Below are 24,725 nucleotides of genomic sequence, written 5' to 3'. Positions count from 1 at the left end.
CCGCCCCTTCTGGTCTTGTCATTGTGTAGTGAGAACGATGTTCTGGTTCTCTCCCGCATTTATCCGGATATATGTCACCGGACCGTTTTGCCCATCCCGCCCGACTGATGGCGTTTCGTTGCCGGCTGCCCGGCCTCTACCGGTCGCATTCCTCAGCGCATCCAATGTACCGAATGACGTTGCCGGCTGGCCGTTGACCGTGACCGCATTTGCAGTCGAACCATAGATTTTCACCAGATAGGACTGGTTTCAGGTTTGTAGGTGCCTCTGGCGTATCGGCATTGAACTCAACCTGCCGTCGGATCTCTTCGCTGAAAACAGCTGGCTGAAATAGACGCCTTTTTCATAGTCGTAGGTCTTGCCGTCGTTATTGTAATATTTGAATGACGTAAGTTTGGTATCCGGGTAGACCTCGACGTCGAGCTGTTTCAATGGCGTTTGCCGCACAGCTGGCATCAGGGCATGACTGTACTCGATCGATTTTTCCTCACATCAGGCTTGATATTGCTTGTAAAAAGAATGGATCATTAAAAATAATCTGCGCGAGATTGTAGCTCGCAACATCGTCTAAACCGTCAAATTTCCAGGCAAATACGCCCCTCCCAAGGTGTCGCGCAACGAGCGCACCGCAAGGAACACAATCCAGGCAGTCCTGTCAATTATCCTAAAGGCTAGTTATTTTGATAGTCGTATAAATATTTGTCGGAGAAAGGACCCGGTTATCAGACCCCTGGTCGAACGGGTTGATCGGTTTCCTGAACATCTTCCAGACGAACGAAACGGAAGCCCTTTTGCTTCAGGGCCAAAATACCCTTCACCACGCCCTCGCCAGCCACACGGGTGGGCTGGTTGACATGGGCGATGATGACATCGCCGTCCTTGGCGGCCGAGATGCGCTTTTCCACCTGCCCGGCCAACAGCGAGGCACCCATGTCTGCATTCAGCGAATAGCCTGCGACGCGATAACCCATCGTGTGGATCAGTGTGATTGCATCGTCGCTATAGCGGGCCGTGGCGTCGCGATACCAGACCGGCTTCGCTATCGTGTCGCCTTGCATGGCATTGGCACCGCCTTCAATCTCGGCGCGGATCGCGGCTGGCGAGCCGGCAGTTTTCAACCCGAACATTGTCGGCTGGTTGTCGATCGCCGGAATATGGTTCAGCCCATGATTTTCCAGTTCGAACAGATCAGGATGTGCTTTCAGAACGGCCAGTGCCTCGGCATTGCGTTTCAACCAGCGGCCGGTGACAAAAATCGTCGACGGAATATGGTTTTCCACCAGCGTGTTCAGGATGCGCATATCGGTCTGGCCGGAACATGCATCCAGAGTCAACGCAACCTGCGGCGCTACAGCACCACCTTTGGCAATGTAGAGTTTGGGCTCGACGAAACGCGCATGATCATTTGCCGTGGCGTGGCCAAGGGGCACGACGAGCAGGAAAGCAGTTAATATTGCAGAAGCTGTGCGCACGATTCTCGCCATGTCCATTGGAATTGACGCGGAGAAGGCGCGCGAAAACAAGCATATTTATGGCAGTCCGCTCTCAAGCTTTCTTTGGTTTTGCCGATGCCTGCGCCGCTGCCAGTCGGGCGATTGGCACCCGGAATGGCGAGCAGGAGACGTAATCCAGCCCGGTTTCCTCGCAGAAATGGATCGATGCCGGGTCGCCGCCATGTTCACCGCAAATGCCAAGCTTGATGCCAGGACGGGTTGCTCGGCCTTTTTCAACCGCAAGCCGCACCAACTCCCCGACGCCATCAACGTCGATCGACACGAACGGATCCTGCTCGATGATGCCTTTCGTCTGATACGTCATCAGGAAGGAAGAGGCGTCATCGCGCGAGATTCCGAAGGTCGTCTGGGTCAAATCATTGGTGCCAAACGAGAAAAACTCAGCGACCTCGGCGATCGAATGGGCGCGGACTGCCGCGCGCGGCAGCTCGATCATCGTCCCGACGAGATAGTTGATCTTGATATCCGCTTCTTTCATTACATCGGCAGCCACCGCATCGATACGTGCTTTGACGAAATCGAGTTCGGCACGAAGCCCGACGAGCGGCACCATGATTTCCGGCTCCACTGGCGCACCGGTCGATTTGGCCGCTGCGACCGCCGCTTCGAAAATCGCGCGGGCCTGCATTTCAGCTATTTCCGGGTAGGAAATTGCAAGCCGGCAGCCGCGATGCCCGAGCATCGGATTGAATTCATGCAGGCTTTCCGTGCGCTCGCGCAGCTTTTCCGCGTTGACATTCATGGCTGCCGCAACTTCGGCGATTTCCTCTTCCGTCTTTGGCAGGAATTCATGCAAGGGCGGGTCGAGCAGACGGATCGTCACCGGCAGACCGTTCATGATCTCGAATAGTTCAACGAAATCAGACCTCTGCATCGGCAAGAGCTTGTCGAGCGCTACGCGTCGGCCCTTCTCGTTGTCCGCGAGGATCATTTCGCGCATGGCGACGATGCGCTCGCCCTCAAAGAACATGTGTTCCGTGCGGCACAAACCAATCCCTTCAGCGCCAAATGAACGAGCCATGCGGGCATCGTTCGGTGTTTCGGCATTGGCGCGCACCTTCATGCGCCGCGCTCCATCCGCCCATTCCATGATCTTGCCGAAATCGCCGGAAAGTTCCGGCTGCAGCATCGGCACAGTACCCTTCAAGACCTGGCCAGTGCCGCCGTCAATGGTGATGATATCGCCCTTCTTCAAGACAACGCCCATGGCGAGCAGCGTTTCATTGCGATAGTCGACGCGCAACGAACCGGCGCCCGACACACAAGGCTTGCCCATGCCGCGTGCGACGACGGCCGCGTGGCTGGTCATACCGCCGCGCGTAGTAAGAATGGCTTCAGCGGCGTGCATGCCGTGAATGTCTTCAGGGCTTGTCTCGACACGAACAAGAATTGCCTTGCGCCCTTCCGATTTCAGTTGCTCGGCATCTTCCGACGAGAAAACAATTTCACCCGTCGCCGCGCCGGGCGATGCCGGAAGGCCATTCCCGATGATATTGCGTTTTGCATTGGGATCGATCGTCGGGTGGAGAAGCTGATCAAGCGATGCTGGATCGATCCGCAGGACAGCTTCCTCGCGCGAAATCAGGCCTTCATCGGCCATCTCCACGGCAATTTTCAGCGCCGCTTTGGCAGTTCGTTTGCCGGAGCGCGTCTGCAACATCCAAAGCTTGCCGTTCTCGATCGTGAACTCGAGATCCTGCATGTCGGTGTAATGCTTCTCGAGCCGCTCCGACACAGCACAGAACTCGGCAAAAGCATCTGGCATCACCTTTTCCAGCGATGGCTTGTCTGACCCCGCAGCTATACGGGCTTCCTCGGTAATATTTTGAGGTGTGCGAATACCGGCCACCACATCTTCGCCCTGGGCATTGACCAGAAACTCGCCGTAGAGCTTCTTTTCGCCGGTGGAAGGATTGCGGGTAAAGGCGACGCCAGTCGCCGAACGATCGCCCATGTTCCCAAAAACCATCGCCTGAACGCTGACGGCTGTTCCCCAGCTTTCCGGAATATTATGCAGGCGCCGGTAGGTGATGGCACGCGCATTCATCCAGCTGGAAAAGACGGCGCCGATTGCACCCCAAAGCTGCTTCTCCGGATCTTGCGGAAACGGCTCCTCAAGCTCTTCTTCGACCTTCGCCTTGTAGAGCGTAATGACACCCTTCCAGTCTTCAGCTGTCAGCGCCGTATCCACCTCATGGCCAAGATTGGCTTTGGTGTCTTCGAGAATCTCTTCGAATACCGAATGATCCAACCCCATAACCACATCGGAATACATCTGGATGAAACGGCGATAGCTGTCATAGGCGAACCGCGCATCGCCGGTTTCGCGAGCAATAGCCTCAACAGTTTCATCATTGAGGCCAAGATTGAGGACTGTGTCCATCATACCCGGCATCGAGGCACGTGAACCCGACCGTACCGAAACCAGAAGCGGTTTGCTCTTATCACCGAACGTGCGGCCGGTAACACCGGCGATATGGTTTAGCGCCGCCTTTACTTCAGCCTGCAATGAGTCGGGATATTGCCGGTTGTTTTCATAGAACCAGGTGCAAACCTCGGTCGTGATCGTGAATCCTGGGGGAACAGGCAACCCGAGCGAGCACATCTCGGCAAGATTTGCGCCTTTTCCACCCAAAAGATTACGATCACCGGCAGAACCTTCCGCCTTGCCATCGCCGAACGTGTAAACCCACTTCACCATCGCAGCCTCCCATGCCGCCAGAGTATAGGAGAGGTCTACGCGATCAATTCGTCAAGCACCACAGAAAAATGCTGCATTGCACCATTCAAATCGATTAGCAGAGTAAATCCGCATTAAGCTTTGAAATCCTTTGTCATTTGGTGGGCTTGCAGCTGGGCTTAGCTCGCTTCGCGCAGTTGTTCGGCGGTCTGGAGATCGACCGAGACCAGCTGGCTGATGCCCTGCTCGGCCATTGTCACACCGAACAGGCGGTTCATCCTCGCCATGGTGATCGGATTATGGGTGATAACGACAAAACGCGTATCGGTGGATGAGGCCATTTCGTCCATCAGATTGCAGAAACGCTCGACGTTGTGATCGTCCAGCGGTGCATCCACCTCGTCGAGCACGCAGATCGGCGCCGGATTGGTGAGGAAGACCGCGAAAATCAATGCCATAGCGGTCAACGCCTGTTCACCACCCGATAGGAGCGTCATGGTCTGCGGCTTCTTGCCGGGGGGACGGGCCAGGATTTCGAGGCCAGCTTCCAGGGGGTCGTCCGATTCAATCAATTGAAGTTCCGCTGTGCCGCCGCCAAAAAGATGTGTGAACAGCCGCTGGAACTGGACATTGACCACCTCGAATGCCGCCAGCAGCCGCTCGCGCCCTTCGCGGTTCAGGCTCTGGATGGCCTGACGCAGCTTCTTGACCGCCTCGATAATGTCTTCGCGTTCGTTGACGATGGCGTCGAGCCGCACCGAGAGTTCTTCCTGTTCTTCTTCAGCGCGCAGGTTTACGGCACCAAGGCGCTCACGCTCGATCTTGAGGCGCTCAAGGTTGCGCTCTGTGGCCTCGACGTGCGGAAGGGGGTCGTCGGGAGCCAATCCTGTCAACTTCATGGCTTCATGTGGTGCACAATTCAGCGCTTCTGCAATGCGCGCTTCTGCATCTTTTCGCCGTTCCTGTGCAGCGGCCAAACGTTCCTCGGCCCGAGCTCTGCCTTCGCGCGCTGTCGCCAGAGACTGGATGGCATCTGTTGCAGCTCGATCGAGTTCTTGTTGTTTGGCCTCTGCGACTGCGAGTTTATCAGCAGCATCCTTGCGCAGCGCCTCCGCCTCGGACAGTTGCGAAAGCAGCAGGCGATTGCGCTCCGCGAGCTCGTCCGGCGCACCGGCGAGATTTTCCGCCTCGCGCTCGGCTTCCAGGCGTCGCTCGGCAAGCGATTTGATCTGACGATCGGCATTGTCGGCGCGTTCGATCCAGCTTTTGCGCTCGTAGCCAATCGATTCCAGCCGGCGCATGCGATTGTCCGCCTCGCGACGAAGGCCATCATGGACCGCACGCGCTTCCGCCAGAGTAGCGCGATCCAGCGCGACTTCACTTGTCAGGTTGGCGAGCTGGATATTGAGTTCCTGCAGATCGACGGCGCCTGCAAGCCGTATTTCCGCCTCGACGAACTGTTCGTGCGTTTCTTCCAGGGTTTCGGCCAGTCTGGCTTTACCCTCCTCAAGCGCAGCGCGGCGGCTGGACAATTGCCCGGCTGCACGTTCGGCCGTGGCCAGAGCTTCGCGGGCGTCGCTGAGTGCGCGCTGCATGCCGCGCCAGTGATCCCGTGCGGTTCGCTCCGCTTCGACACCACTGCGTATGGCTGCCTCCGCTGCGGCAATGGCGGCCTCTGCCTCGGAAAAGCGTTTCGTTGCCTCGACGACCTCAAGATCAAGTTCCGCCAGCCGGTTTTTTTGTGCAAGTCGCTGAGCGGCTGGCGTAGGTGCATCAGCGCTCGCCGTATAGCCGTCCCAGCGCCAGAGTGCGCCCGTACGGCTCACCAACCGCTGCCCTGGTTTCAGCGCAGCCTGAAGGCGCGTACCCTCGGCTTCATCGACAATGCCAACCTGAGCGAGGCGACGCGCCAATTGCCGTGGTGCACGGACGACATCAGCCAAAGATTGAACGCCTGCAGGCAAGGCCGGATCCTGGCTTGGGCTGTCGATTTCACCCCAGTAGACCGGAGCGCTTTTGTCCGTAGGCGCATCGAGATCTTCACCGAGCGCGGCGCCAAGAGCGATTTCATAGCCCTTTTCGACTTTTACAGACTCGACGACGGCCGGGAAAAGGTCGGCACCGCCGGCATTGATCATCTTGGCGAGAGTGCGCGCTTCCGTTTCTATTCGACCGAGATTGCTGCGTGCATCCTGCAAGGGCTGCCGAAGTGCGGCCTCTTGCTGGCGGATCGTCTCCACAGCCGCCTCCGCCGCGAGCGCGGATTCTTCGGCCTGCTCCAGTGCAGCTTCCGCCGCCTCCACAAGCCCCTGCTTCTCCACTGGATCTGCGAGGGAAGCGAATTGGGCTGCGACAGCCGACAGATCGCGCTCGACATCGCTCATCTGGCGGGAAAGCCGGTCACGGCGCTCGGCGTTTTCGCGCACATTCCGCTCGATCTGCGCGCGCTCGGCCGAGGCCTCTGCACGCTCTGCGGTGACCTTGGCCAGTGCGGCTTCACTTTCCTTCAGCTTGGCGTCGGCGCGTTCAAATTCAGCTCGCGTCTCGATTTCGCGCTCGCCAGCATTGGCATTATCCTCGTGGAGGGACCGCTCCTCGGTATCCAGGCGCGCAAGCACATCAGCATTGTCGCGCACCATCTGTTGTTCACGTGCGATATCGGCTGTGAACTGGATCAGGCGCTTGTCAAGTTCTGTCTGGCGGGCGCGTATGCGTTCCGCCTCCTCGTTGAGCTGCGAGCGCGCGATCGTCAGGCGTTGCAAAGCAGCGGCAGCCTTGGCTTCTGCGTCCCGCAAGTCTGGCAATTTGTGCGCGCCGATAGCCTGTTGCTTGGCGGCATTCATCTGGAGTTGCGCCTGGTCGCCTACTGCCGACGTTGCAATCGAAAGCGCCGATTGCGCATCGCCTTCCTGCGTCTTGGCAACGGACCACTTCACATGCAGCAATATCGCCTCGGATCGACGGATATCTGCGGACAGGCTCTTGAAGCGGTTTGCCTGACGCGATTGCCGTTTCAGGCTCTCGATCTGCGTTTCAAGCTCACCGACAACATCTTCAAGTCTCTCAAGGTTTTGTTCTGCAGCGCGCAGGCGAAGCTCCGCCTCGTGGCGGCGGGTATAAAGACCGGAGATGCCCGCAGCCTCTTCGAGCAACGCCCGGCGCGCCTGGGGTTTGGCCTGTATCAGTTCGCCAATGCGGCCCTGCCCCACCATGGAGGGCGAACGCGCACCTGTCGACTGGTCGGCAAACAGCAATTGCACATCCTTGGCGCGGGCATCCTTGCCATTGATGCGATAGACAGAGCCCGCCTCGCGCTCGATACGGCGTGAGACCTGCAGTTCGTCCGCATTGTTGAACGCCGATGGCGCACTGCGATCCTGGTTGTCGAGGAACAGTGTCACTTCGGCCGTGTTGCGCGACGGCCTCGTGCCTGAACCGGAGAATATGACATCATCCATGCCAGAAGCGCGCATGTTCTTGTATGAGCTTTCGCCCATGACCCAGCGCAGCGCTTCGACAAGATTGGACTTGCCGCAGCCATTGGGGCCCACAACACCGGTCAGACCGCTTTCGATGACAAATTCAGCGGGCTCTACGAAGGATTTGAAACCGAGGAGACGGAGCTTGGTGAAGCGCATCAGCTGCCCTTCCCATCAGACACCGTAAAGTTGAGGGGCCCGGCGGCGGACACGGCTAAGTGCCCGCCGAAAACTGAGTGGCAGTTACTTAAGCAGACCGTCGATAATCGCCGACATTTCGTCAACCGAAAGGGCTCCCGAGTATCTGGTGCCATTGATAAAGAATGTCGGAGTTGCATTTACTCCAAATTCATTGGCTCCGCGCTCACGCACAGCATTCACATCATCCAGAAGTTTTTGGTTCGTCAAGCAAGCCTTGAACGACTCCTGTGTAAAACCTGCCAATTTAGAGATTTGCAGCAAAGGTTCTTCTGCATTTGCCGCTCCGGCCCACTGTTCCTGCTGTTTGAACAGCACTTCGACAAGCGGATAGTAGCGCTCTTCCGGCGCACAACGCGCCAGCATAAAGGCTGCGGCAGCGCGCGGATCGAAGGGGAATTCGCGTAGGATGAGCTTCGCCTTGCCGGTGTCGATGTACTTCTCCTTGATGGTGGGAAGCGTTGTCGTTGCAAAGTGTGCACAATGCGGACAGGTCATCGACGCGTATTCGACAATTGTCACCGGCGCATCGGCCTTGCCCATCACCATATCTTTCAAGGTGCCGGGGGCAAGGAGTTTGGCCTCGTCGACTGTACCGGCAGATGGCGGGGCCTTTGCGCCTGGTGCATTCGGCACTTGTGTCGCAGGGGCATCTTCTGACCATGCCTCGCTGCCGGCAGCTAAGGCCATGGCGGCCGTGGAAACGGCGGCAAGTGTCAGAATTTTTCTGCGGGTCAGCAATTCAGTCATAAGGATCACCTGTCTCCGGTGTTGATGGTTCGAGTGACTCGTTAAAGCCTCATGCCAGTCTCTTTAAGGCAGAGCATCCGTTCTGTCTTTGAATTTTTCGTGATCCAATACCAATGAAATCATCGGCATGGCGGCTGAGGGTCCGGACCCTATCGTTTGGTCTTTTCTGCATGGATGCTTTGACCAAGACGTTGCAGCGCCTCGCGAAGACTTTCATCTTCGATTGGTTCGACCGAGCGACTGATCTTCTTTGCCGTCTCGGCATCGACTGAAGGCAAAGCACGCCTCTTTGCAGCAGGAGAAGTCACCGGCTTCTGTTCAATCTTGATACGCCCAACGGCCGCAAATCCAAGAAATGCATTGACCCGGCTGATGATTTCGCCGGTCTCGTGCTGAACACGCATGGCCGTAAAACCTTGACAGGCAATCACCAGTGTTGCGGGCTGAAACGGGTCATCCTCATGCGCCCGGCGCGGCCAAACCAGCTTCAGCGGCCGCGAAAATTCTCCCAGAGCTGTGCCAACAACCTCTTCCCAAGCCTGAACAAGTTCTATGGTGATCCCTGCCCGCTTGCGCAGTACCGGATCGAGGATGCCCGCTGCAGGGTCAGCTAACGGCCGAAAACCCTTTTGGCTGCGGTCGTCACTCATTTGACCACGTCACCGTTCCAGAGGAAAATTCAGCGACCATTATAGCCGCGAAACCATTCTACGAACAAAGGTATACCTTCTTCCAAGGACGTAGCGGGCGAAAACCCGAGATCGCGCGCGGCCAAATCAATATCTGCGTAAGTACGCTCGACATCGGCAGGCGGCATCGGCGCAAGTTGCTTGATGGCCTCACGGCCACACGCCTTCTCAATTACTTCGATGAACCGCATCAGAGCAATCGGCTTGTTGTTGCCCAGATTGTAGACCGGAGCAGTTTCTTCTGGACTTGCCAGTATGCGGTTCACTGCACCAAAAACACCATTGACGATATCGCCGATGAAGGTGAAGTCTCGCTCCATGCGGCCGTGGTTATAGACCTTGATCGGCTCTCCTTTCAGAATCGCATCGGTAAAAAGCCATGGCGCCATGTCCGGGCGGCCATAGGGACCGTAGACTGTGAAGAAGCGCAGGCCGGTCGACGCAACCTTGTGAACATGCCGATAGGAATGAGCAAGAAGTTCAGCCGAGCGCTTCGTTGCTGCATAGACCGAAACAGGATGATCGACAGGATCGCTTTCCGAAAATGGCACTTTCGTGTTCGCGCCGTAGACGGATGACGAACTTGCATAGACCACCGGCGGCCGTTTCGGCATTTTTCGCGCCTGCTCGAAGACGGTGACCTGCCCGTGAACGTTGGCATCTACATAGGCAGCCGGGTTTTCTACAGAATAGCGCACGCCCGCCTGGGCCGCGAGATGTACGATCACGTCGGCGTCGGTGTCGCCAGCTATTGCTGCTGCCAGATCACCGGGGTTGGCAATGTTGGCCCGAACAAAGCGGATATTGGGCTGGGCATCCAGAGCAGACAGCCGTGTTTTTTTTAGCGCTACGGGATAATAATCATTGAGATTGTCGATCGCGACAACATCAAAGCCCTCGATGGCAAGCCGCTTTGATACGTGAAACCCGATAAAGCCTGCTGCTCCTGTAACAATGGCCTTCATTTGATACCTGATCTCATCTGATTCTATTTGCTCGCTAGTGGCCTTCAAACACTCAAGGCAATCGCGTCGGCATCCGCCTGACGTGCCACTTTGGGCACCGACAGGTAGGGCGACGTTCCCTGCATCCAGGAGATCATGATTGTGAGATAGATGAAAACAGCGTCTGTTGCATCATGCCCGAACATGATCCCGAACATGCCGGTAATGACATAGCTCGTCACAAGCAGGAGCGCGAGGGCTATCGCGAGATCGCGTCCGGGTCCCGGCTCCTTGTTGCGCGCGGCGATGATTGGGGACGCCAGCAGAGCCAAAATCCCGAGAACCCCGAGAATGCCACTGTCGACGGCGGCGTTCAAAAACCCGTTGTGAACGTGGGTAAAGGTCATTTGCTTATCAGCCGGCAGATTCAGTTTCTCGTAGACGACAGGCATACGGTTTTGCGGGCCCTGCCCGATCAGCGGCGAATCGAGAAATGCCCTTTCAGCGGCAGACCAAAGAAGCAATCGGGCTTTCAACGAACTGACATTGTCTGGCTGCTTTTCCAGTTGAACGATATCGGCCTCCAAAGCATGATAACGCTCATTCACTTTCATCGCTGCGATGGCCACAACCGCGACGATCAAAACACTTCCAACCACCTTCACCGCATTGGTGAGCGTCGGCAGCGATTGCCCGCGCAAATACCAGTACAAAATGGCGAAGTTAAAGGGCATGACCAGCCAGGCCGACCGCGTACCCGAGAGAAAGGCACACACCAGTCCGCATGCGAACCCGGCTATGGCGATGAAGCGCTCGGTTTTGCTGTCTGAATGCGCGTTGAGCAATGAAATGCAGCCAAACAACACGGTGAAGAGGCCGAATACGGCAGCATTTCCCGCCCCACCTTCCGCGCGCGCCGAGAGGAACGCGATTTGCATGATGCTGAAGACGAGTGAGCCGATCATGCCAATGCCAGCGCCGGTGATCAGGAATGGTATCAGCCGCCCCTCAAGGCCTGCGCGAAGACGTGGCAATATCGCCCAAATCGCAAGGAAGGGGATCATTTTGATAATATATGGTCCACCTTTTGCGACATTGGGATGAACGGCAACTGAAAAGACCGTGACCAGAACATAGAAGGTCACACACCAGGCGACGATCTTGTCTGTCCTGGTCAGGCTGAACGTAAATCGCTTTGTTGCCAGCGAAATCAACGCCCAAAGAAATGCCAGCACCAGTGTCACCGAAGTTCCGCTAGCCAACAAGCCGGGAAAAAGCGCAAACAGAAACGTAAAGAGGCGGTTGTTGCGATCGATACCGACAAAATGCCCCTTGGCGGGGAGCATCAGAGCCTTGCTAAACTGATCTGGAAGCATCTATGATTCCGAATATTCTTGAATTTCACGCTCGCAACCGTTTTGCAAGAACTGTCAGAGCCCCGTGTAGCGCAGTTTGGAATTGATGCAACCAATAACAGTCAATCTACTCCATTGGTATGATTCTCATCATCGAATTCTACCATGGCGCATTTCGCCGCGCGAGCACCTGGCAGGCGTTCTTGCCGATCCCTACCGGGTCTGGTTGTCCGAAATTATGCTGCAGCAGACGACGGTCGAAGCGGTCAAGCCATATTTCCGGACATTCACCGAAAAATGGCCAACAGTAAGGGCTCTGGCCGCCGCCACTCAGGATGACGTGCTGCGCGCCTGGGCAGGTCTTGGCTATTACTCGCGCGCCAGAAATCTCAAGAAATGCGCCGACATCATTTGCTCCCAATTTGAAGGAAGTTTTCCTTCTGATCTGGCCGAGCTCAAATCGCTACCCGGTATTGGCGACTATACGGCGGCAGCAATTGCGTCGATTGCCTTTGATCTTCCTATCGCGGTGGTTGACGGCAACGTAGAGCGTGTGATTGCCCGGCTCTACGCACTGGCAACGCCCTTTCCCCTCGCCAAGCCGGAGATCCGGACCCGCATGCAGGCGATCACCCCCAATGCAAGGCCTGGTGATTTTGCGCAAGCGATGATGGATTTAGGGGCCACGATCTGCACACCGAGGCGACCGGCCTGCGTCATTTGTCCTCTGAACGACAATTGCAGGGCGCTGCAAACAACAGACCCGGAATTCTTTCCGGTGAAGGCACAAAAAAAGGAAAAGCCTATTCGTCTTGGCGCCGCCTTCGTTGCTGTATCGACCAACAATGAGATCTACCTGCGAGGCCGGGCAGAGAAAGGCCTGCTTGGCGGCATGGCTGAAGTGCCGACGACGGAATGGACCGCGCGCTCGGATGGAAAAACAGGATTGAATGCAGCGCCTTTTCCTGCGGACTGGATTTCCGCAGGTGGTATCTCGCATGTGTTTACGCACTTTGAACTGCGGCTCAAAATCTACACAGCCGAAGGCGTACACAAACACGCCAGTACGGATGGCTGGTGGGTCAAGGTCGAAAAATTAGCCGGTGAGGCGTTGCCCACCGTCATGAAAAAGGCCATTGCTGCGGCCATTCCAGACGCATTCGCAAGAAAAGGGAAATACGAATGACATCAGTCAAGCATATCGTTTTCGACATTGGCCAGGTTCTCATTCACTACGACCCGGCTGCAGCTTTCCGGGATGTCATTCCCGACGCTGCGGAACGCAAATGGTTTCTTGACAATGTCTGCACCCATGACTGGAACGTCGAACAGGACCGGGGCAGAAAATGGTCCGAGGCCGAGGCGCTTCTGATCGCCGATTTTCCCGACCGCGAACATCAAATCAGGGCATTCCGACAGAATTGGCACCAGATGATCACGCATTCGATCGATGGCAGCGTGGTGATCATGCGCAAGCTGCTGGCCGATGGCCATGACGTGACGATGCTGACCAATTTCGCGTCAGACACGCTGCGCGAAGCTTGGGAACGCTTCCCCTTCCTGACGGAGAGCCGCGGCGTCACGGTTTCAGGCGACATCGGACTGATCAAGCCGGACAAGGCGATCTATGACCACCACGTAGCCGCGTTCGATCTGGAGCCTTCGGCGACGCTGTTCATTGATGACAGCCCGAAGAACGTTGCTGGCGCCAAGGCCGCGGGCTGGCAATCGCTGCAGTTCGTCAATCCCGAAACGCTGAAAGCCGATCTGAACAATCTCGGCGTTCGGGTCTGATATCACCGACTGCTGCACAACGACGAAACGCCCGGAGCAACCTCCGGGCGATTCGGGATCAGAACGGCACTGGAGGTCCTCGTCCGATCGGATACCTAGCCCCCGGCAGACATCATGCCGCTGCGGACTTGTTTACGCAGTTCATCGATCGGCCTGAGCACGCCCGCCTCTTCGAAGTGCCAGAATGTCCAGCCGTTGCAAGCGTCCAGGCCCTGCACCTTTGCGCCCATGCGATGGATCGAACCGGCTTCGCCACCGCTTGTCACCGTTCCGTCGGCTCGCACGATCGCTGCATGGCGTTGCCGTGCATCGCTGAGAATTGCACCGGGCTTCAACATGCCGGATTCAATGATACTGCCAAAGGCGACACGCGGCTCTGCTCGCTTGCCAGTCATGACGGTGAGCTCGGCGCCGGCTAATGGTTCCACCGAAGCGATACGAGCCGTCGCAGCATCGATATATTTTTGCTCGCGCTCGATGCCGACAAAGTGGCGTCCGAGCCTTTTTGCAACCGCACCCGTGGTTCCTGATCCGAAGAAGGGATCGAGAATGACGTCGCCTGGTTTCGATGAAGCCATGAGAATGCGGGCCAGCAGGGCTTCCGGTTTTTGGGTTGGGTGTACCTTGTCGCCATTCTCATCTTTCAGACGCTCCGCACCGGTGCAAATGGGAAAGAGCCAGTCAGACCGCATCTGCAGGTCGTCATTGGCAGCCTTCATCGCCTCATAGTTGAATGTATAGCCCTTTGATTTTTGATCGCGCGATGCCCATATCATCGTCTCGTGGGCATTCTGGAAACGGCGCCCGCGAAAATTCGGCATTGGATTGTTCTTGCGCCAGATAATGTCATTGAGCATCCAGAATCCGAGATCCTGCATGGTAGCCCCAACCCGGAAGATGTTGTGATAGGAGCCAATGACCCAGATCGTGCCATTCGGCTTTAGCACTCGGCGGCAAGCCAGAAGCCAAGCTCGTGTGAAGGCATCGTAAGCCTGAAAGCTTTCGAACTGGTCCCAATGGTCGTCGACGGCATCCACTTTCGACTGATCCGGGCGATGCAAGTCGCCGTCGAGCTGAAGATTGTAGGGTGGATCGGCGAAGATGATATCGATCGAATGATCGGGCAGGCGATTAAGGGCGGCAACGCAGTCGCCTTTGAGAATAGTGTCGAGCCAGGACGATTGCGGCGCTGCCTGGGGCAGTTCATTCACGAGACGAACAACGGACATGAGATACTCGATTACTGGAGACGCTTTACTGATCCTTATGGTTACTGCGCAGGGTAAATATCGCGTTAAGGGCAGATGAAATCGATGATCCGCTTGGGCCGCTTTTCTTTGACGCAACGGCAATAAGAGTGTAGTCGATGCCGGTAATCCCCCCAATTGACCCACGGCTGCAGCGATTTGCAGCAATTTTTCACGAACAGGTATGACCTATGGAACCACAGCTCATTATTTTCGACTGCGATGGCGTGCTCGTCGATTCAGAAATTCTCGCCGCTGAAGTCGAGTCACAGCTGTTGACACAGTCCGGCTACCCGATTGAAGCTGAGGCCATTGCAGAGCGTTTTGCCGGCCTGACCTGGACCGACATCCTCCTCCAGGTTGAGAAGGAATCTGGAATTCCAATTTCGGCATCGCTCATCGAAGAATCTGCACGGCAGATGGATCACAAGCTGCGTAACGAACTCAACGTCATCGAAGGCGCGGAACAGGTCATTGCAGCTCTAAATTATCCGAAATGCGTGGCCTCGAACTCGATCAGTTCGTCACTGAAGATGATGCTCGAACAGAGCACCCTCTACGACCTCTTCGCACCGCATATCTTCTCGGCCCGCGAAGTCGGCACACAGAGGCCGAAGCCGGATCCCAATGTGTTCCTGTTCGCGGCGAAGCAATTCAAGATTGATCCGGCACGTGCCATCGTGATCGAAGATTCCAGCCACGGCGTTCATGCTGCAAAAACTGCTGGCATGCGGGTAGTCGGTTTTACCGGTGGCGCCCATACCTATCCAGGCCACGCCGACAAGCTGACCGATGCCGGTGCAGAAACGGTCATCAGCAGGCACCGCGACTTGCCAGCGGTTCTTGAAGCCATGGCGATTTGGTCGGAGACGGTTTAGCAGGAACGACCGGACGCACCAAAAAAGGCCGGCACCCGTGCCAGCTTTTTTACTTTTTCTTCTTCGACTTTGCTTTCGTATCAGTGCTTTGCGGACCTTCGTCGAACCCAATGAATACCTGAATGTTTTGCACAGTCGGCTTCGGGAATGTCACATTTGGATCATTGAAAACGAACTGCGTCGCGGCACCGCTGTCGGTTGCGGAAACCGCCTGCTTGATCAGCTTCGAGTAGAGAACATCCGTGCCCTGTATGACCGCAACACGTATCGGCAGAGTGACTGAGCCTGGTGAGAATTTTGCACCGGGCACAATCTTGCCGGCGACCGCAACATTCATCGTCATGGTGCCGTCAGTTGACTGGCACGAACGCGTCTGGTCGGAAATCGATGCCTGGTAGATCAAATTTTCCGGTGTCTTGTCAGAGGATTTTCCGTAATTCGTCAATACGGATGTGCCTTCGCGGATTGTCACCGTGGGACAGAACGCCAGCAATTCGGTTGCCGTGATGCGCTTCTGTGCTTCCGCGGTTGCTTGGGCTTTTGGGCTGTTGGGGTCGACAGTGCCACCGCCACTCGTGGAACACCCGCTCAGCCCCACGGCAAAAATCATTGCACAAAATGGGGCGCAAAGTTGATAGAAGGGCAGAGATTTTTGTGTTTCTGACTTCATGAACTGAACTTTCCTGGAAGAACGAACCTTGACGAACGAACGTGTTCTATACCAACGGTACAGGAATAATGCGACGGGGCTTTGCAGCCTTTTTTAGGCGGACGCTGCACCAGCATTTGCTGGCAAGAGATAAGAGGCGAATGAGATGAAATATGTAAGTACCCGTGGTGAAGCTCCTGTTTTGGGCTTTTCCGATGCGCTTCTGACAGGCCTTGCCCGGGATGGCGGCCTCTATCTCCCGCAGGAATTTCCACAGCTTTCTGCCGCCGACATTCGCTCGCTGCGGGGAAAATCCTATGCCGACATCGCCATTCATGTCCTGACGCCGTTTATCGCCGGGGACATTGATCAGGCCGACTTCGAGCGCATGGTGCATGAAGCCTACGGTACATTCCGCCATGAGGCCGTCTGCCCCCTTGTCCAGACTCGGCCCAACGAGTTTGTACTGGAGCTGTTCCACGGCCCGACGCTCGCCTTCAAGGACGTGGCGATGCAGCTTCTGGCACGTTTGATGGACTACATCCTGACCAAACGGGAACAGCGGGCCACGATCGTCGGTGCGACTTCCGGTGATACTGGTGGCGCTGCCATCGAGGCATTTGCCAATCGGGATCGTACCGATATCTTCATCCTGTTTCCACACAACCGCGTTTCGCCTGTGCAGCAGCGGCAGATGACTACCTCGGCTGCCCCGAATGTCCACGCATTGGCCATCGAAGGCAATTTCGACGATTGCCAGTCGTTGGTTAAAGGCATGTTCAATGACCTGGCATTTCGCGATTCACTTTCGCTTTCCGGGGTCAACTCGATCAATTGGGCGCGGATAATGCCGCAGATTGTTTATTATTTCACAGCCGCCGTATCTCTTGGCAGCCCAGATCGTCCGGTATCCTTTACGGTTCCTACCGGAAATTTCGGCGATATTTTCGCAGGCTACGTTGCAAAGCGTATGGGCCTCCCGATCGACCGCCTGGTCATTGCAACCAACGATAACGATATTTTGACCCGCACGATCGAGACCGGAAATTACGCGACGCGCGGCGTGCTGCATACGACGTCACCCTCCATGGACATTCAGGTTTCATCGAATTTCGAGCGCTTGTTGTTTGAGGCTCATGGCCGGGACGCAGCTGCGGTTCGCCGTCTCATGGACGGCCTGAAACAATCCGGCAGTTTTGCCATCGCTGATACGCCCCTTGCCAAAATCCGTTCCGAATTTGACGCTGGACGCTCCACAAAGGCGGAAACGGCTGAAGCGATCAAGGACGTTCTGCAGCAGTCCGGCTATTTGCTCGATCCGCACTCGGCCATTGGGTTGAAGGTGGCACGGGAAAAAATCCTATCCGCCGTACCGAGTGTCGTGCTTGCTACTGCGCATCCGGCTAAATTTCCAGATGCCGTCAAGGCCGCAAGTGGTGTGCATCCGGACCTCCCATTCTGGCTCGGCGACCTCATGGAACGAAAAGAACAGTATACGGTACTTCCCAACGACCTCAAAAATGTGGAAGAGTATGTCAGCCGACGTTCAAGAGCGGCGAGGTAAGGAGCATTGAATGGGCGTTGAAATCAGTCGCCTCTCCAACGGTCTGACGATTGCGACAGAGACAATGCCGCATGTGGAGAGTGTAGCCCTTGGCATTTGGGTCAAGGCAGGGTCGCGAAACGAGGCGAGCAACCAGCACGGTATAGCGCATCTTCTCGAACATATGGCTTTCAAGGGAACTGAAAACCGTTCGGCATGGCAAATCGCGGCAGACATCGAAGATGTAGGCGGCGAAATCAATGCAGCCACCAGCGTGGAAACCACCTCTTATTATGCCCGCGTTTTGCGCGATGACATGCCTCTCGCAATCGATATTCTCGCTGACATCATGACCAGTTCCAAGTTTGATGCCGAAGAGCTGGAACGTGAAAAAAACGTGGTCATGCAGGAAATCGGTGCAGCCCACGATACCCCTGACGATGTGGTTTTCGACCGTTTTACCGAAGCAGCTTTTCAACAGCAGACGATCGGCCGGACCATCCTCGGGACACCGGAAACCGTCCAGTCATTTTCGTCCGCTGACCTTCGCCGTTACATGGACGAACAATACAGTGCCGAGCGCATGGTTGTCGTTGCGGCTGGCGGTGTAAAACATGACGAGTTCGTACGGGAGGTCGAGAAACGTCTTGGCTCATTCCGATCGAAATCCACCGCGCCGGAGCCGGACCTATCTCATTATGTTGGCGGTGATTTCCGCGAGCAACGCGAGTTGATGGACGCGCAGGTTGTTATCGGATTTGAAGGCCGTGCCTATCATGTTCGAGACTTTTATGCCTCGCAATTGCTGGCGATGATCCTTGGTGGCGGCATGTCTTCCCGGCTCTTTCAGGAAGTGCGTGAAAAGCGTGGTCTTTGCTATTCGGTATACGCGTTCCATTGGGGCTTTTCCGATACGGGCGTTTTCGGCATTCATGCCGCAACCGGACGCAACCATCTCAAGAAACTCGTTCCCGTCATCATCAACGAGTTGCACGAAGCGGCGCGCAATGTCAGCCAGGAAGAGTTGAACAGAGCGCGGGCGCAATATCGTGCCAGCCTGTTGATGTCGCACGAAAGCGCAGCCAGCAGAGCGGGGCAGATCGCCCGCCAGATGCTGCTCTACGGTCATCCCGTGTCGACGGAGGAGCTTGTTGAACGGCTGTCAAAGATTACGACGGAGCGTTTGACCGATCTCGCCGGCCGCCTTTTCCTCGACACCACGCCGACAATAGCCGCCGTAGGTCCGGTCGGTTCGTTGATGAAATATGCCGACGTCCGCCATGGGCTGGCAACTCCAACCTCCAGTCCACGAAAAATCGCGGTCTGACGGCGGCAACACAAGGCCATGATCGCCCTGCCCTTCCTGAGAAGCGCTTCGCCGCCCCTGCAGGGCGAGCGGCTCTATCTGCGTCCACCGCAGCTTTCCGACTATCGGGCATGGGCCGCACTTCGTGCCCAAAGCCGTGAATTCTTGTCGCCATGGGAACCACTTTGGGCGGTCGATGATCTCGAGCGCGGCGCATTCCGTCACCGGGTTCGGCACTATGACGAAGAAGCCGCCGCCGGCACGGCCCATCCGTTCTTTCTGTTTCGCAATTCGGATTCGCGCCTTCTCGGTGGAATAACGCTGGGGAATATCCGGCGTGGTGTTGGCCAGAATGGTATGATCGGCTACTGGATCGGTGAGCCCTTTGCGGGACAGGGTTATATGAGTGAGGCGCTTGGCCTGCTTATACCCTATGCTTTCACCAAGGTACGGTTGCACCGATTGGAAGCCGCCTGTATTCCAAGCAACGAAAGATCAATCCGCCTTCTCGAAAAAGCCGGATTTCAGAGGGAAGGACTGCTACGCTCCTACCTCAAGATAAACGGTATGTGGCAAGACCATCTGCTCTTCTCGCTGATTGAAGACGATGTGCGGCGCTAATCAAGTAAAGGTTGTATCGGTGGCATTTTTGACGGGACACATGCTGAAAGGCTTATTACGGATTTTTGTCCTGCTTTTTTTTGTATTGTCCGTACAACCGGCAGCAAACGCCTTCGAAACAATCAAGATCACCAAGGAGAGTACAGCGCTCGACCTTTCGAAGGCGGTTGAGGTCTACAAGAACCAGGGTGAGACGTTTCAGATTTCAACCGCACCGGGTACAGATGGCATTGTGCGGCGTATCGAGGTGCAAGCAAATGACAAACGCTCGACCGGCGACTGGGCGGCGTTTTCACTCGCCAATCCGACCGATGAGCAGATTGACAGGCTGATCGTCGCGCCACATTTCCGGCTTGTCGGCTCGGGTTTTATCTGGCCGGATCTTGGCTCAACTCGCATAACGTCCATTACACCCAGCGAGGGCTTTGCTCTGGACCGGCAGGCCAGCGAAGATGCCGATATCTTCCTGATTACACTCAATCCCGGCTCGGTCATCACTCTTGTCGCGGAACTCGCCTCACCCAATTTGCCCCAGGTCTATGTGTGGGAGCCGAACGCCTACAAGGATACGGTCAACTCTTACACCCTCTACCGCGGTATTCTTCTGGGCATCGCAGGTCTGCTTGCCCTGTTCCTGACCATCCTCTTCGTCGTCAAGGGAACCTCGCTCTTCCCGGCGACGGCCGCATTGGCGTGGGCTGTGCTGGCCTATATCTGCGTTGATTTCGGTTTCTGGAACAAGCTTATCGAAATAACACCCGGCAATGAACAGATGTGGCGAGCGGGTACCGAAGTCGCCCTTGCGGCGACGCTGGTCATCTTCCTGTTCACCTATCTCAATCTCAACCGATGGCATGACAATTTCAGCTATGGCGCGCTGACGTGGATTCTTGGTCTTGGCATCGTTTCGGGCGTTGCCATTTTCGACCCGCCAATCGCCGCCGGTATCGCTCGCTTCTCATTCGCCCTTACCGTTGTTTCCGGTACCGTGCTGATCGGCTTTTTCTCATTCCGCAGCTATGACCGGGCGATCATGCTTATACCCACCTGGATTCTGCTGCTCGTCTGGCTGTTGGGAAGCTGGCTGACCGTTTCCGGTATTCTCGCTAACGACATCATTCAACCTGCGCTTGCCGGTGGCCTCGTTCTAATCGTCCTGTTGATCGGCTTTACTGTGATGCAGCACGCCTTCTCCGGCGGCGCACTCCAGCAGGGTTTGTTCTCCGATGTAGAGCGGCAGGCCCTTGCCATCATCGGTTCAGGCGACATTGTCTGGGATTGGGATGTACCACGCGACCGCGTCGTTACCACGCCGGATCTCACCAATTTCCTTGGAGCGTCGGCCAGTTCCCTGCACGGCGCTGTGCGCAACTGGCTGCCGTCGCTGCATGCAGATGATCGCGATCGTTTCCGCACGACGCTGGATGTTATCCTTGAGAACCGGCGGGGTCGCATTTCGCAGACATTCCGCCTGCGCGCCAATGATGGTCATTACTATTGGTATTCATTGAAGGCTCGTCCCGTTATTGGTTCTGACGGCGAGATCGTACGTTGCGTAGGCACGCTCATCGATGTCACCGAGCAGAAGAAGGCGGAAGAGCGTCTGTTGCACGATGCGGTTCATGACAATCTGACCGGGCTGCCTAATCGTGAATTGTTCCTTGATCGCCTGGGCTCGGTCATTACGATGGCCCAGACCGAGAGCAAGATCCGGCCGACCGTATTCATCATCGACATCGATCGGTTCAAACAGGTCAATGATGGCCTCGGCATGTCTGCCGGCGACACGTTCTTGCTGACGATCTCGCGCCGTTTGCACCGTCTCTTACGGCCCCAAGACACACTCAGCCGACTATCTGCCGATCAATTCGGACTGATCCTTGTGTCGGAGAGCGAACCGGCCAAGATCGCCGCATTTGCGGATGCGGTAAAGCAGGCTATCCGCGCGCCGATTGCCTTTGCCAAACGTGAAATCGTCCTGACTGCTTCGCTCGGCCTGATCACCTGGACGAGCGGGAGTGCCGCTTCGCCGGAAGATCTGGTGAAGGACGCTGAGCTTGCCATGTTCCAGGCTAAACGGTTCGGCGGCGATCGTATCGAGCCGTTCCGCCCGGCCTTCCGTGCGGTAGGCAGCGACAGGCTCCAGCTTGAATCGGATCTGCGCCGCGCGCTCGAAAGGCATGAAATTCATATGGTCTACCAGCCAATCGTGCGTCTGGATGACAACAGCATTGCCGGTTTTGAAGCCTTGATGCGGTGGGATCATCCGCGCCGCGGTTCTATTCCGCCATCAGAGTTTATACCGATCGCCGAGAGTTCGGGCCTCATTGTCCAACTCGGCCTGTTTGCGATGCAGAAGGCTGCGGAAGATCTGGTCAACTGGCAGCATAATCTTGGCGCTTCCCCCCTCTTCGTCTCGGTCAACATTTCGAGCAGCCAGTTGATCCGGCAGGACCTGATCGACGATGTCAGATCCGTCCTGCTGCAAACACAGATCGAGCCCAACAGTCTCAAGCTGGAACTCACTGAATCCTTGATGATGGAAAACCCAGAGCGGTCCGCATATGTGCTTTCCAGCATCAAAGCGATGGGTGTCGGTGTATCACTCGATGACTTCGGTACAGGCTACTCCTCGCTGTCGTACTTGACCTCTTTCCCGTTCGACATGATCAAGATCGACCGATCGTTCCTGAAGGCGGATCAGCCGCAAAAGGTGACGCTCCTCCGCTCCATGATCAGCATGGCGCACGACCTCGGTCTTTCTGTGGTGACTGAGGGCATCGAGAATGAGAGCGATGCACTCCAGTTGCGCCAGATGGGATGCGAGTATGCGCAAAGTTTCATGTTCAGCCCGCCGCTCACATTGGACGTAGCAACAAAACTGTTGCGGGAGCAGTTCCAGCAATCAAAGGCGTCGTAAGCTTTTCAGGATTGTCAGGCGTGGCCGGCGATACTTGCTAACCGTGAGGGGTCTACCCCCATATAGGCGAGAATGCGCTCGTATTTGCTTTCGATATCCGTATCGAACAGCATTTCGTGCGGTGCCTGGCAGGTAAGCCAACCATTGTTGGCAATCTCGTTTTCAAGCTGGCCAGCCGCCCACCCGGAATAGCCCAAGGTCATCAACGCCTTGCGCGGCCCGCGGCCACCGGAAATAGCGCGCAAGATATCGACTGTTCCCGTCAGGCAAATTTCTTCGGCAACCGGCATCGTTGAATCGGTGAGATAGTCATCGGAATGCAGGACAAAGCCACGCCGCATCTCTACGGGTCCGCCGTTGCGCACTAAAAAATCGCGAGTTCGTTCTGGCATCATGATCGCCTGTTGCTCGTCAAGAACGCCGAGCTGAACCAGAATGTCCGTAAATTCCATATCCTGGACGCGGTTGATAATGAGACCCATAGCGCCCTTTTCAGAATGCGCACAAACATAGATAACCGAACGCGCAAATCGACTGTCCTCCATTCCCGGCATAGCGAGAAGGAATTGTCCATTCAGAAAACCGGTCTCTTTGTTGGCGTCTCTGAAAATTTCCATAAGAATAAGGGTATCAAGGATTCAGCAAATGACAACGGCCTCTGGTAACGAATTGTAACCGGGACCAGCCCAATTCCTTGAAATTTTGGCCGGCCGGCCGGTCCTCACACAGAAATGATGGGCAAAATCAGGCCTATCCTTGATAGAGCCCAAAAGGACTGCAATGGTTGCAAAATGAAAACAAAATTGCTTTTACTTATTGCCCTCCTGCCTATTGCAGCCCCGGCGAATGCTGCTAGTTCGGATTGGACCAAAACGCCGGGCGGCAGCGTCCGGCTCATTATCGACAACCCTGTCCAACACTCACCGGAAGTCCGTGGCGCCATTCAAATCAACCTCGATCCAGGTTGGAAGACCTATTGGCGCGAGCCTGGCGATGCAGGTGTGCCGCCGGAGCTTGACCTGGCGGAAAGTGTGAATATCAAGAGCTATACGCTTTCCTTTCCAACGCCGCATCGTTTCGACGACGGTAACACCCATTGGGCCGGTTACAAGAGACCGATAGCCCTGCCGGTGACACTTACCCTCACCGACCCTGCGAAGCCCGCCCATCTGAAAGGTCACGCCTTTCTTGGGATTTGCGAGACGATATGCATTCCGGTGACGGCAGAGTTCGACATTTCCATCGACAATACGCCTTCCGATCAGCTCACCAAAACGCTGATAGCCAAAGCGTTCGAGCAATTGCCAGGAGAAGCCTCCGCCACTTTCGGCGCCCGGTCTGCCGTTCGCAAGGATGACCATGTTAGGGTGACGGTTGATCTGCCGGCCGATGATCCTGAACCCGATATTTTCGTTGCCGGCGATGGGGTCACTACACTCGGCATGTCCAAATTGAAAAGCCGCGAGGCAAAAAGCGCTACTTTTTCAGTCCCGATCATCTCGGGCAAGGATAAGAAACAAGTTCCGCTTAAATACACGCTTGTCCAGGGGCCCAAAGCAGTATCCGGCACCGTCGACTTGCAGGAATAGGGATCAAAGTGCTCGACTTTTCAAAGCGCGCATCCTATCTGCGGTAGGTCGCAAATCTTAATACCCCAAGGAGCCAATTCATGACAATCAAGGTAGGCGAGCGTTTGCCGGATGCTATTTTCAAGACCAAATCCGATGATGGTGTCAGTGAAGTGCGCTCCGACGCATTGTTCAAGGGCAAGAAAGTCGTTCTCTTCGCTGTTCCCGGTGCATTTACGCCGACGTGCAGCATGAATCATTTGCCGGGCTATCTTGAAAACCGCGATGCCATTCTGGCAAAGGGCGTCGATTCGATCGCCGTCGTTGCGGTCAACGATCCGCATGTGATGGGTGCCTGGGCCAAAGCGACCAACGGAGAGGGCAAGATCCAGTATCTCTCTGATGGCAATGCCACATTCACCAAGGCCGTCGGTCTGGACATAGACCTGGGTGCCGGCAACATGGGCATTCGCTCAAAGCGCTACTCCATGCTGGTTGAAGACGGTGTCATAAAGCAGCTCAATATCGAAGAGTCGCCCGGCCAGGCCGTGACATCGAGCGCCGCGACTATTCTTGAGCAGCTCTAGAAA

At 56.0% G+C, this 24,725-nt stretch carries 20 protein-coding genes; 9 read left to right on the top strand and 11 right to left on the bottom strand.

What is annotated here, in order from left to right; translation table 11 throughout:
- Positions 1–249 precede the first annotated feature (249 nt).
- The 8 genes from AAAC48_RS26440 to AAAC48_RS26405 all read right to left on the bottom strand — a co-directional run bounded on the left by AAAC48_RS26440 (position 250) and on the right by AAAC48_RS26405 (position 11,630).
- Positions 250–432, bottom strand: a complete 183-nt coding sequence (locus AAAC48_RS26440) for a DUF5110 domain-containing protein (RefSeq protein WP_340657049.1) — start codon at positions 430–432, stop codon at positions 250–252.
- A 290-nt stretch (positions 433–722) separates the two neighbouring features.
- Positions 723–1,472, bottom strand: a complete 750-nt coding sequence (locus tag AAAC48_RS26435) for a polysaccharide deacetylase family protein (protein WP_340657048.1) — start codon at positions 1,470–1,472, stop codon at positions 723–725.
- Positions 1,473–1,545: 73 nt separating this feature from the next.
- Entirely contained in the window at positions 1,546–4,215 is a 2,670-nt protein-coding gene (ppdK, locus tag AAAC48_RS26430; protein WP_340657047.1) for a pyruvate, phosphate dikinase, read from the bottom strand.
- 158 nt (positions 4,216–4,373) lie between these two features.
- Complete coding sequence (gene smc / locus AAAC48_RS26425; protein ID WP_340657046.1) at positions 4,374–7,832, bottom strand: chromosome segregation protein SMC; 3,459 nt, start codon at positions 7,830–7,832, stop codon at positions 4,374–4,376.
- An 84-nt stretch (positions 7,833–7,916) separates the two neighbouring features.
- Entirely contained in the window at positions 7,917–8,621 is a 705-nt protein-coding gene (locus AAAC48_RS26420) for a DsbA family protein (protein ID WP_340657045.1), read from the bottom strand.
- A 149-nt stretch (positions 8,622–8,770) separates the two neighbouring features.
- A complete protein-coding gene (locus AAAC48_RS26415) occupies positions 8,771–9,271 on the bottom strand; it encodes a DciA family protein (RefSeq protein ID WP_340657044.1) in 501 nt (166 codons plus the stop codon).
- Positions 9,272–9,300: 29 nt separating this feature from the next.
- Positions 9,301–10,275: an NAD-dependent epimerase/dehydratase family protein gene (locus tag AAAC48_RS26410; RefSeq protein ID WP_340657043.1), complete on the bottom strand. Its 975-nt coding sequence runs from the start codon at positions 10,273–10,275 to the stop codon at positions 9,301–9,303.
- 44 nt (positions 10,276–10,319) lie between these two features.
- Entirely contained in the window at positions 10,320–11,630 is a 1,311-nt protein-coding gene (locus AAAC48_RS26405) for an O-antigen ligase family protein (RefSeq protein WP_340657042.1), read from the bottom strand.
- An 85-nt stretch (positions 11,631–11,715) separates the two neighbouring features.
- Here AAAC48_RS26405 and mutY point away from each other — a divergent pair, with 85 nt between their 5' ends.
- Both mutY and AAAC48_RS26395 read left to right on the top strand, forming a co-directional pair.
- The gene (gene mutY / locus AAAC48_RS26400; RefSeq protein ID WP_340657041.1) at positions 11,716–12,795 is read left to right on the top strand and encodes an A/G-specific adenine glycosylase; all 1,080 of its coding nucleotides are present in this window, start codon (positions 11,716–11,718) and stop codon (positions 12,793–12,795) included.
- Complete coding sequence (locus AAAC48_RS26395) at positions 12,792–13,403, top strand: HAD family phosphatase (protein WP_340657040.1); 612 nt, start codon at positions 12,792–12,794, stop codon at positions 13,401–13,403. The genes mutY and AAAC48_RS26395 overlap by 4 nt, the downstream gene beginning before the upstream one ends.
- Before the next feature lie 95 nt (positions 13,404–13,498).
- Here AAAC48_RS26395 and AAAC48_RS26390 read toward each other — a convergent pair whose 3' ends face one another.
- Positions 13,499–14,632 (bottom strand): site-specific DNA-methyltransferase, encoded by a 1,134-nt coding sequence (locus AAAC48_RS26390; RefSeq protein WP_340657039.1) that lies wholly within the window; start codon positions 14,630–14,632, stop codon positions 13,499–13,501.
- 209 nt (positions 14,633–14,841) lie between these two features.
- Between AAAC48_RS26390 and AAAC48_RS26385 the strand changes: the two genes are divergently transcribed.
- On the top strand, positions 14,842–15,528 hold the full coding sequence (locus AAAC48_RS26385; protein WP_340657038.1) for an HAD family phosphatase: 687 nt from the start codon (positions 14,842–14,844) through the stop codon (positions 15,526–15,528).
- A gap of 49 nt (positions 15,529–15,577) precedes the next feature.
- Here AAAC48_RS26385 and AAAC48_RS26380 read toward each other — a convergent pair whose 3' ends face one another.
- A complete protein-coding gene (locus AAAC48_RS26380) occupies positions 15,578–16,198 on the bottom strand; it encodes a hypothetical protein (protein WP_340657037.1) in 621 nt (206 codons plus the stop codon).
- Positions 16,199–16,343: 145 nt separating this feature from the next.
- Between AAAC48_RS26380 and thrC the strand changes: the two genes are divergently transcribed.
- From thrC to AAAC48_RS26360, 4 genes are read left to right on the top strand one after another with little or no spacing between them, the layout of a single operon-like run.
- The gene (thrC, locus tag AAAC48_RS26375; protein WP_340657036.1) at positions 16,344–17,741 is read left to right on the top strand and encodes a threonine synthase; all 1,398 of its coding nucleotides are present in this window, start codon (positions 16,344–16,346) and stop codon (positions 17,739–17,741) included.
- A gap of 10 nt (positions 17,742–17,751) precedes the next feature.
- Complete coding sequence (locus AAAC48_RS26370; protein ID WP_340657035.1) at positions 17,752–19,047, top strand: pitrilysin family protein; 1,296 nt, start codon at positions 17,752–17,754, stop codon at positions 19,045–19,047.
- Positions 19,048–19,065: 18 nt separating this feature from the next.
- On the top strand, positions 19,066–19,647 hold the full coding sequence (locus tag AAAC48_RS26365) for a GNAT family protein (protein ID WP_340657034.1): 582 nt from the start codon (positions 19,066–19,068) through the stop codon (positions 19,645–19,647).
- A 40-nt stretch (positions 19,648–19,687) separates the two neighbouring features.
- A complete protein-coding gene (locus AAAC48_RS26360) occupies positions 19,688–22,567 on the top strand; it encodes an EAL domain-containing protein (protein WP_340657033.1) in 2,880 nt (959 codons plus the stop codon).
- A 14-nt stretch (positions 22,568–22,581) separates the two neighbouring features.
- Here the strand turns inward: AAAC48_RS26360 and AAAC48_RS26355 are convergent, their stop codons facing one another.
- Complete coding sequence (locus AAAC48_RS26355; RefSeq protein ID WP_340657032.1) at positions 22,582–23,184, bottom strand: YqgE/AlgH family protein; 603 nt, start codon at positions 23,182–23,184, stop codon at positions 22,582–22,584.
- Between the two features lie 114 nt (positions 23,185–23,298).
- On the opposite strand from AAAC48_RS26355, the gene AAAC48_RS26350 reads away from it, so the two are divergent.
- Together AAAC48_RS26350 and AAAC48_RS26345 are read left to right on the top strand one after the other, a co-directional pair.
- On the top strand, positions 23,299–24,156 hold the full coding sequence (locus AAAC48_RS26350) for a protein-disulfide reductase DsbD domain-containing protein (protein WP_340657031.1): 858 nt from the start codon (positions 23,299–23,301) through the stop codon (positions 24,154–24,156).
- A gap of 80 nt (positions 24,157–24,236) precedes the next feature.
- Complete coding sequence (locus AAAC48_RS26345) at positions 24,237–24,722, top strand: peroxiredoxin (RefSeq protein WP_340657030.1); 486 nt, start codon at positions 24,237–24,239, stop codon at positions 24,720–24,722.
- Positions 24,723–24,725: the final 3 nt, after the last annotated feature.

This window comes from Phyllobacterium sp., from assembly GCF_037994405.1.
Lineage (GTDB): Bacteria > Pseudomonadota > Alphaproteobacteria > Rhizobiales > Rhizobiaceae > Phyllobacterium.
This window is presented reverse-complemented; position numbering and strand designations above follow the sequence as displayed.

Coding starts and splice junctions, on each gene's coding strand:
- AAAC48_RS26410 (WP_340657043.1), bottom strand. CDS start 10,275: ATGAAGGCCATTGTTACAGGAGCAGCAGGCTTTATCGGGTTTCACGTA.
- AAAC48_RS26405 (WP_340657042.1), bottom strand. CDS start 11,630: ATGCTTCCAGATCAGTTTAGCAAGGCTCTGATGCTCCCCGCCAAGGGG.
- AAAC48_RS26380 (WP_340657037.1), bottom strand. CDS start 16,198: ATGAAGTCAGAAACACAAAAATCTCTGCCCTTCTATCAACTTTGCGCC.
- AAAC48_RS26345 (WP_340657030.1), top strand. CDS start 24,237: ATGACAATCAAGGTAGGCGAGCGTTTGCCGGATGCTATTTTCAAGACC.
- AAAC48_RS26395 (WP_340657040.1), top strand. CDS start 12,792: ATGACATCAGTCAAGCATATCGTTTTCGACATTGGCCAGGTTCTCATT.
- AAAC48_RS26385 (WP_340657038.1), top strand. CDS start 14,842: ATGGAACCACAGCTCATTATTTTCGACTGCGATGGCGTGCTCGTCGAT.
- AAAC48_RS26365 (WP_340657034.1), top strand. CDS start 19,066: ATGATCGCCCTGCCCTTCCTGAGAAGCGCTTCGCCGCCCCTGCAGGGC.
- AAAC48_RS26415 (WP_340657044.1), bottom strand. CDS start 9,271: ATGAGTGACGACCGCAGCCAAAAGGGTTTTCGGCCGTTAGCTGACCCT.
- AAAC48_RS26360 (WP_340657033.1), top strand. CDS start 19,688: ATGCTGAAAGGCTTATTACGGATTTTTGTCCTGCTTTTTTTTGTATTG.
- smc (WP_340657046.1), bottom strand. CDS start 7,832: ATGCGCTTCACCAAGCTCCGTCTCCTCGGTTTCAAATCCTTCGTAGAG.
- AAAC48_RS26370 (WP_340657035.1), top strand. CDS start 17,752: ATGGGCGTTGAAATCAGTCGCCTCTCCAACGGTCTGACGATTGCGACA.
- thrC (WP_340657036.1), top strand. CDS start 16,344: ATGAAATATGTAAGTACCCGTGGTGAAGCTCCTGTTTTGGGCTTTTCC.
- AAAC48_RS26420 (WP_340657045.1), bottom strand. CDS start 8,621: ATGACTGAATTGCTGACCCGCAGAAAAATTCTGACACTTGCCGCCGTT.
- AAAC48_RS26355 (WP_340657032.1), bottom strand. CDS start 23,184: ATGGAAATTTTCAGAGACGCCAACAAAGAGACCGGTTTTCTGAATGGA.
- AAAC48_RS26390 (WP_340657039.1), bottom strand. CDS start 14,632: ATGTCCGTTGTTCGTCTCGTGAATGAACTGCCCCAGGCAGCGCCGCAA.
- mutY (WP_340657041.1), top strand. CDS start 11,716: ATGCAACCAATAACAGTCAATCTACTCCATTGGTATGATTCTCATCAT.
- AAAC48_RS26350 (WP_340657031.1), top strand. CDS start 23,299: ATGATGGGCAAAATCAGGCCTATCCTTGATAGAGCCCAAAAGGACTGC.
- ppdK (WP_340657047.1), bottom strand. CDS start 4,215: ATGGTGAAGTGGGTTTACACGTTCGGCGATGGCAAGGCGGAAGGTTCT.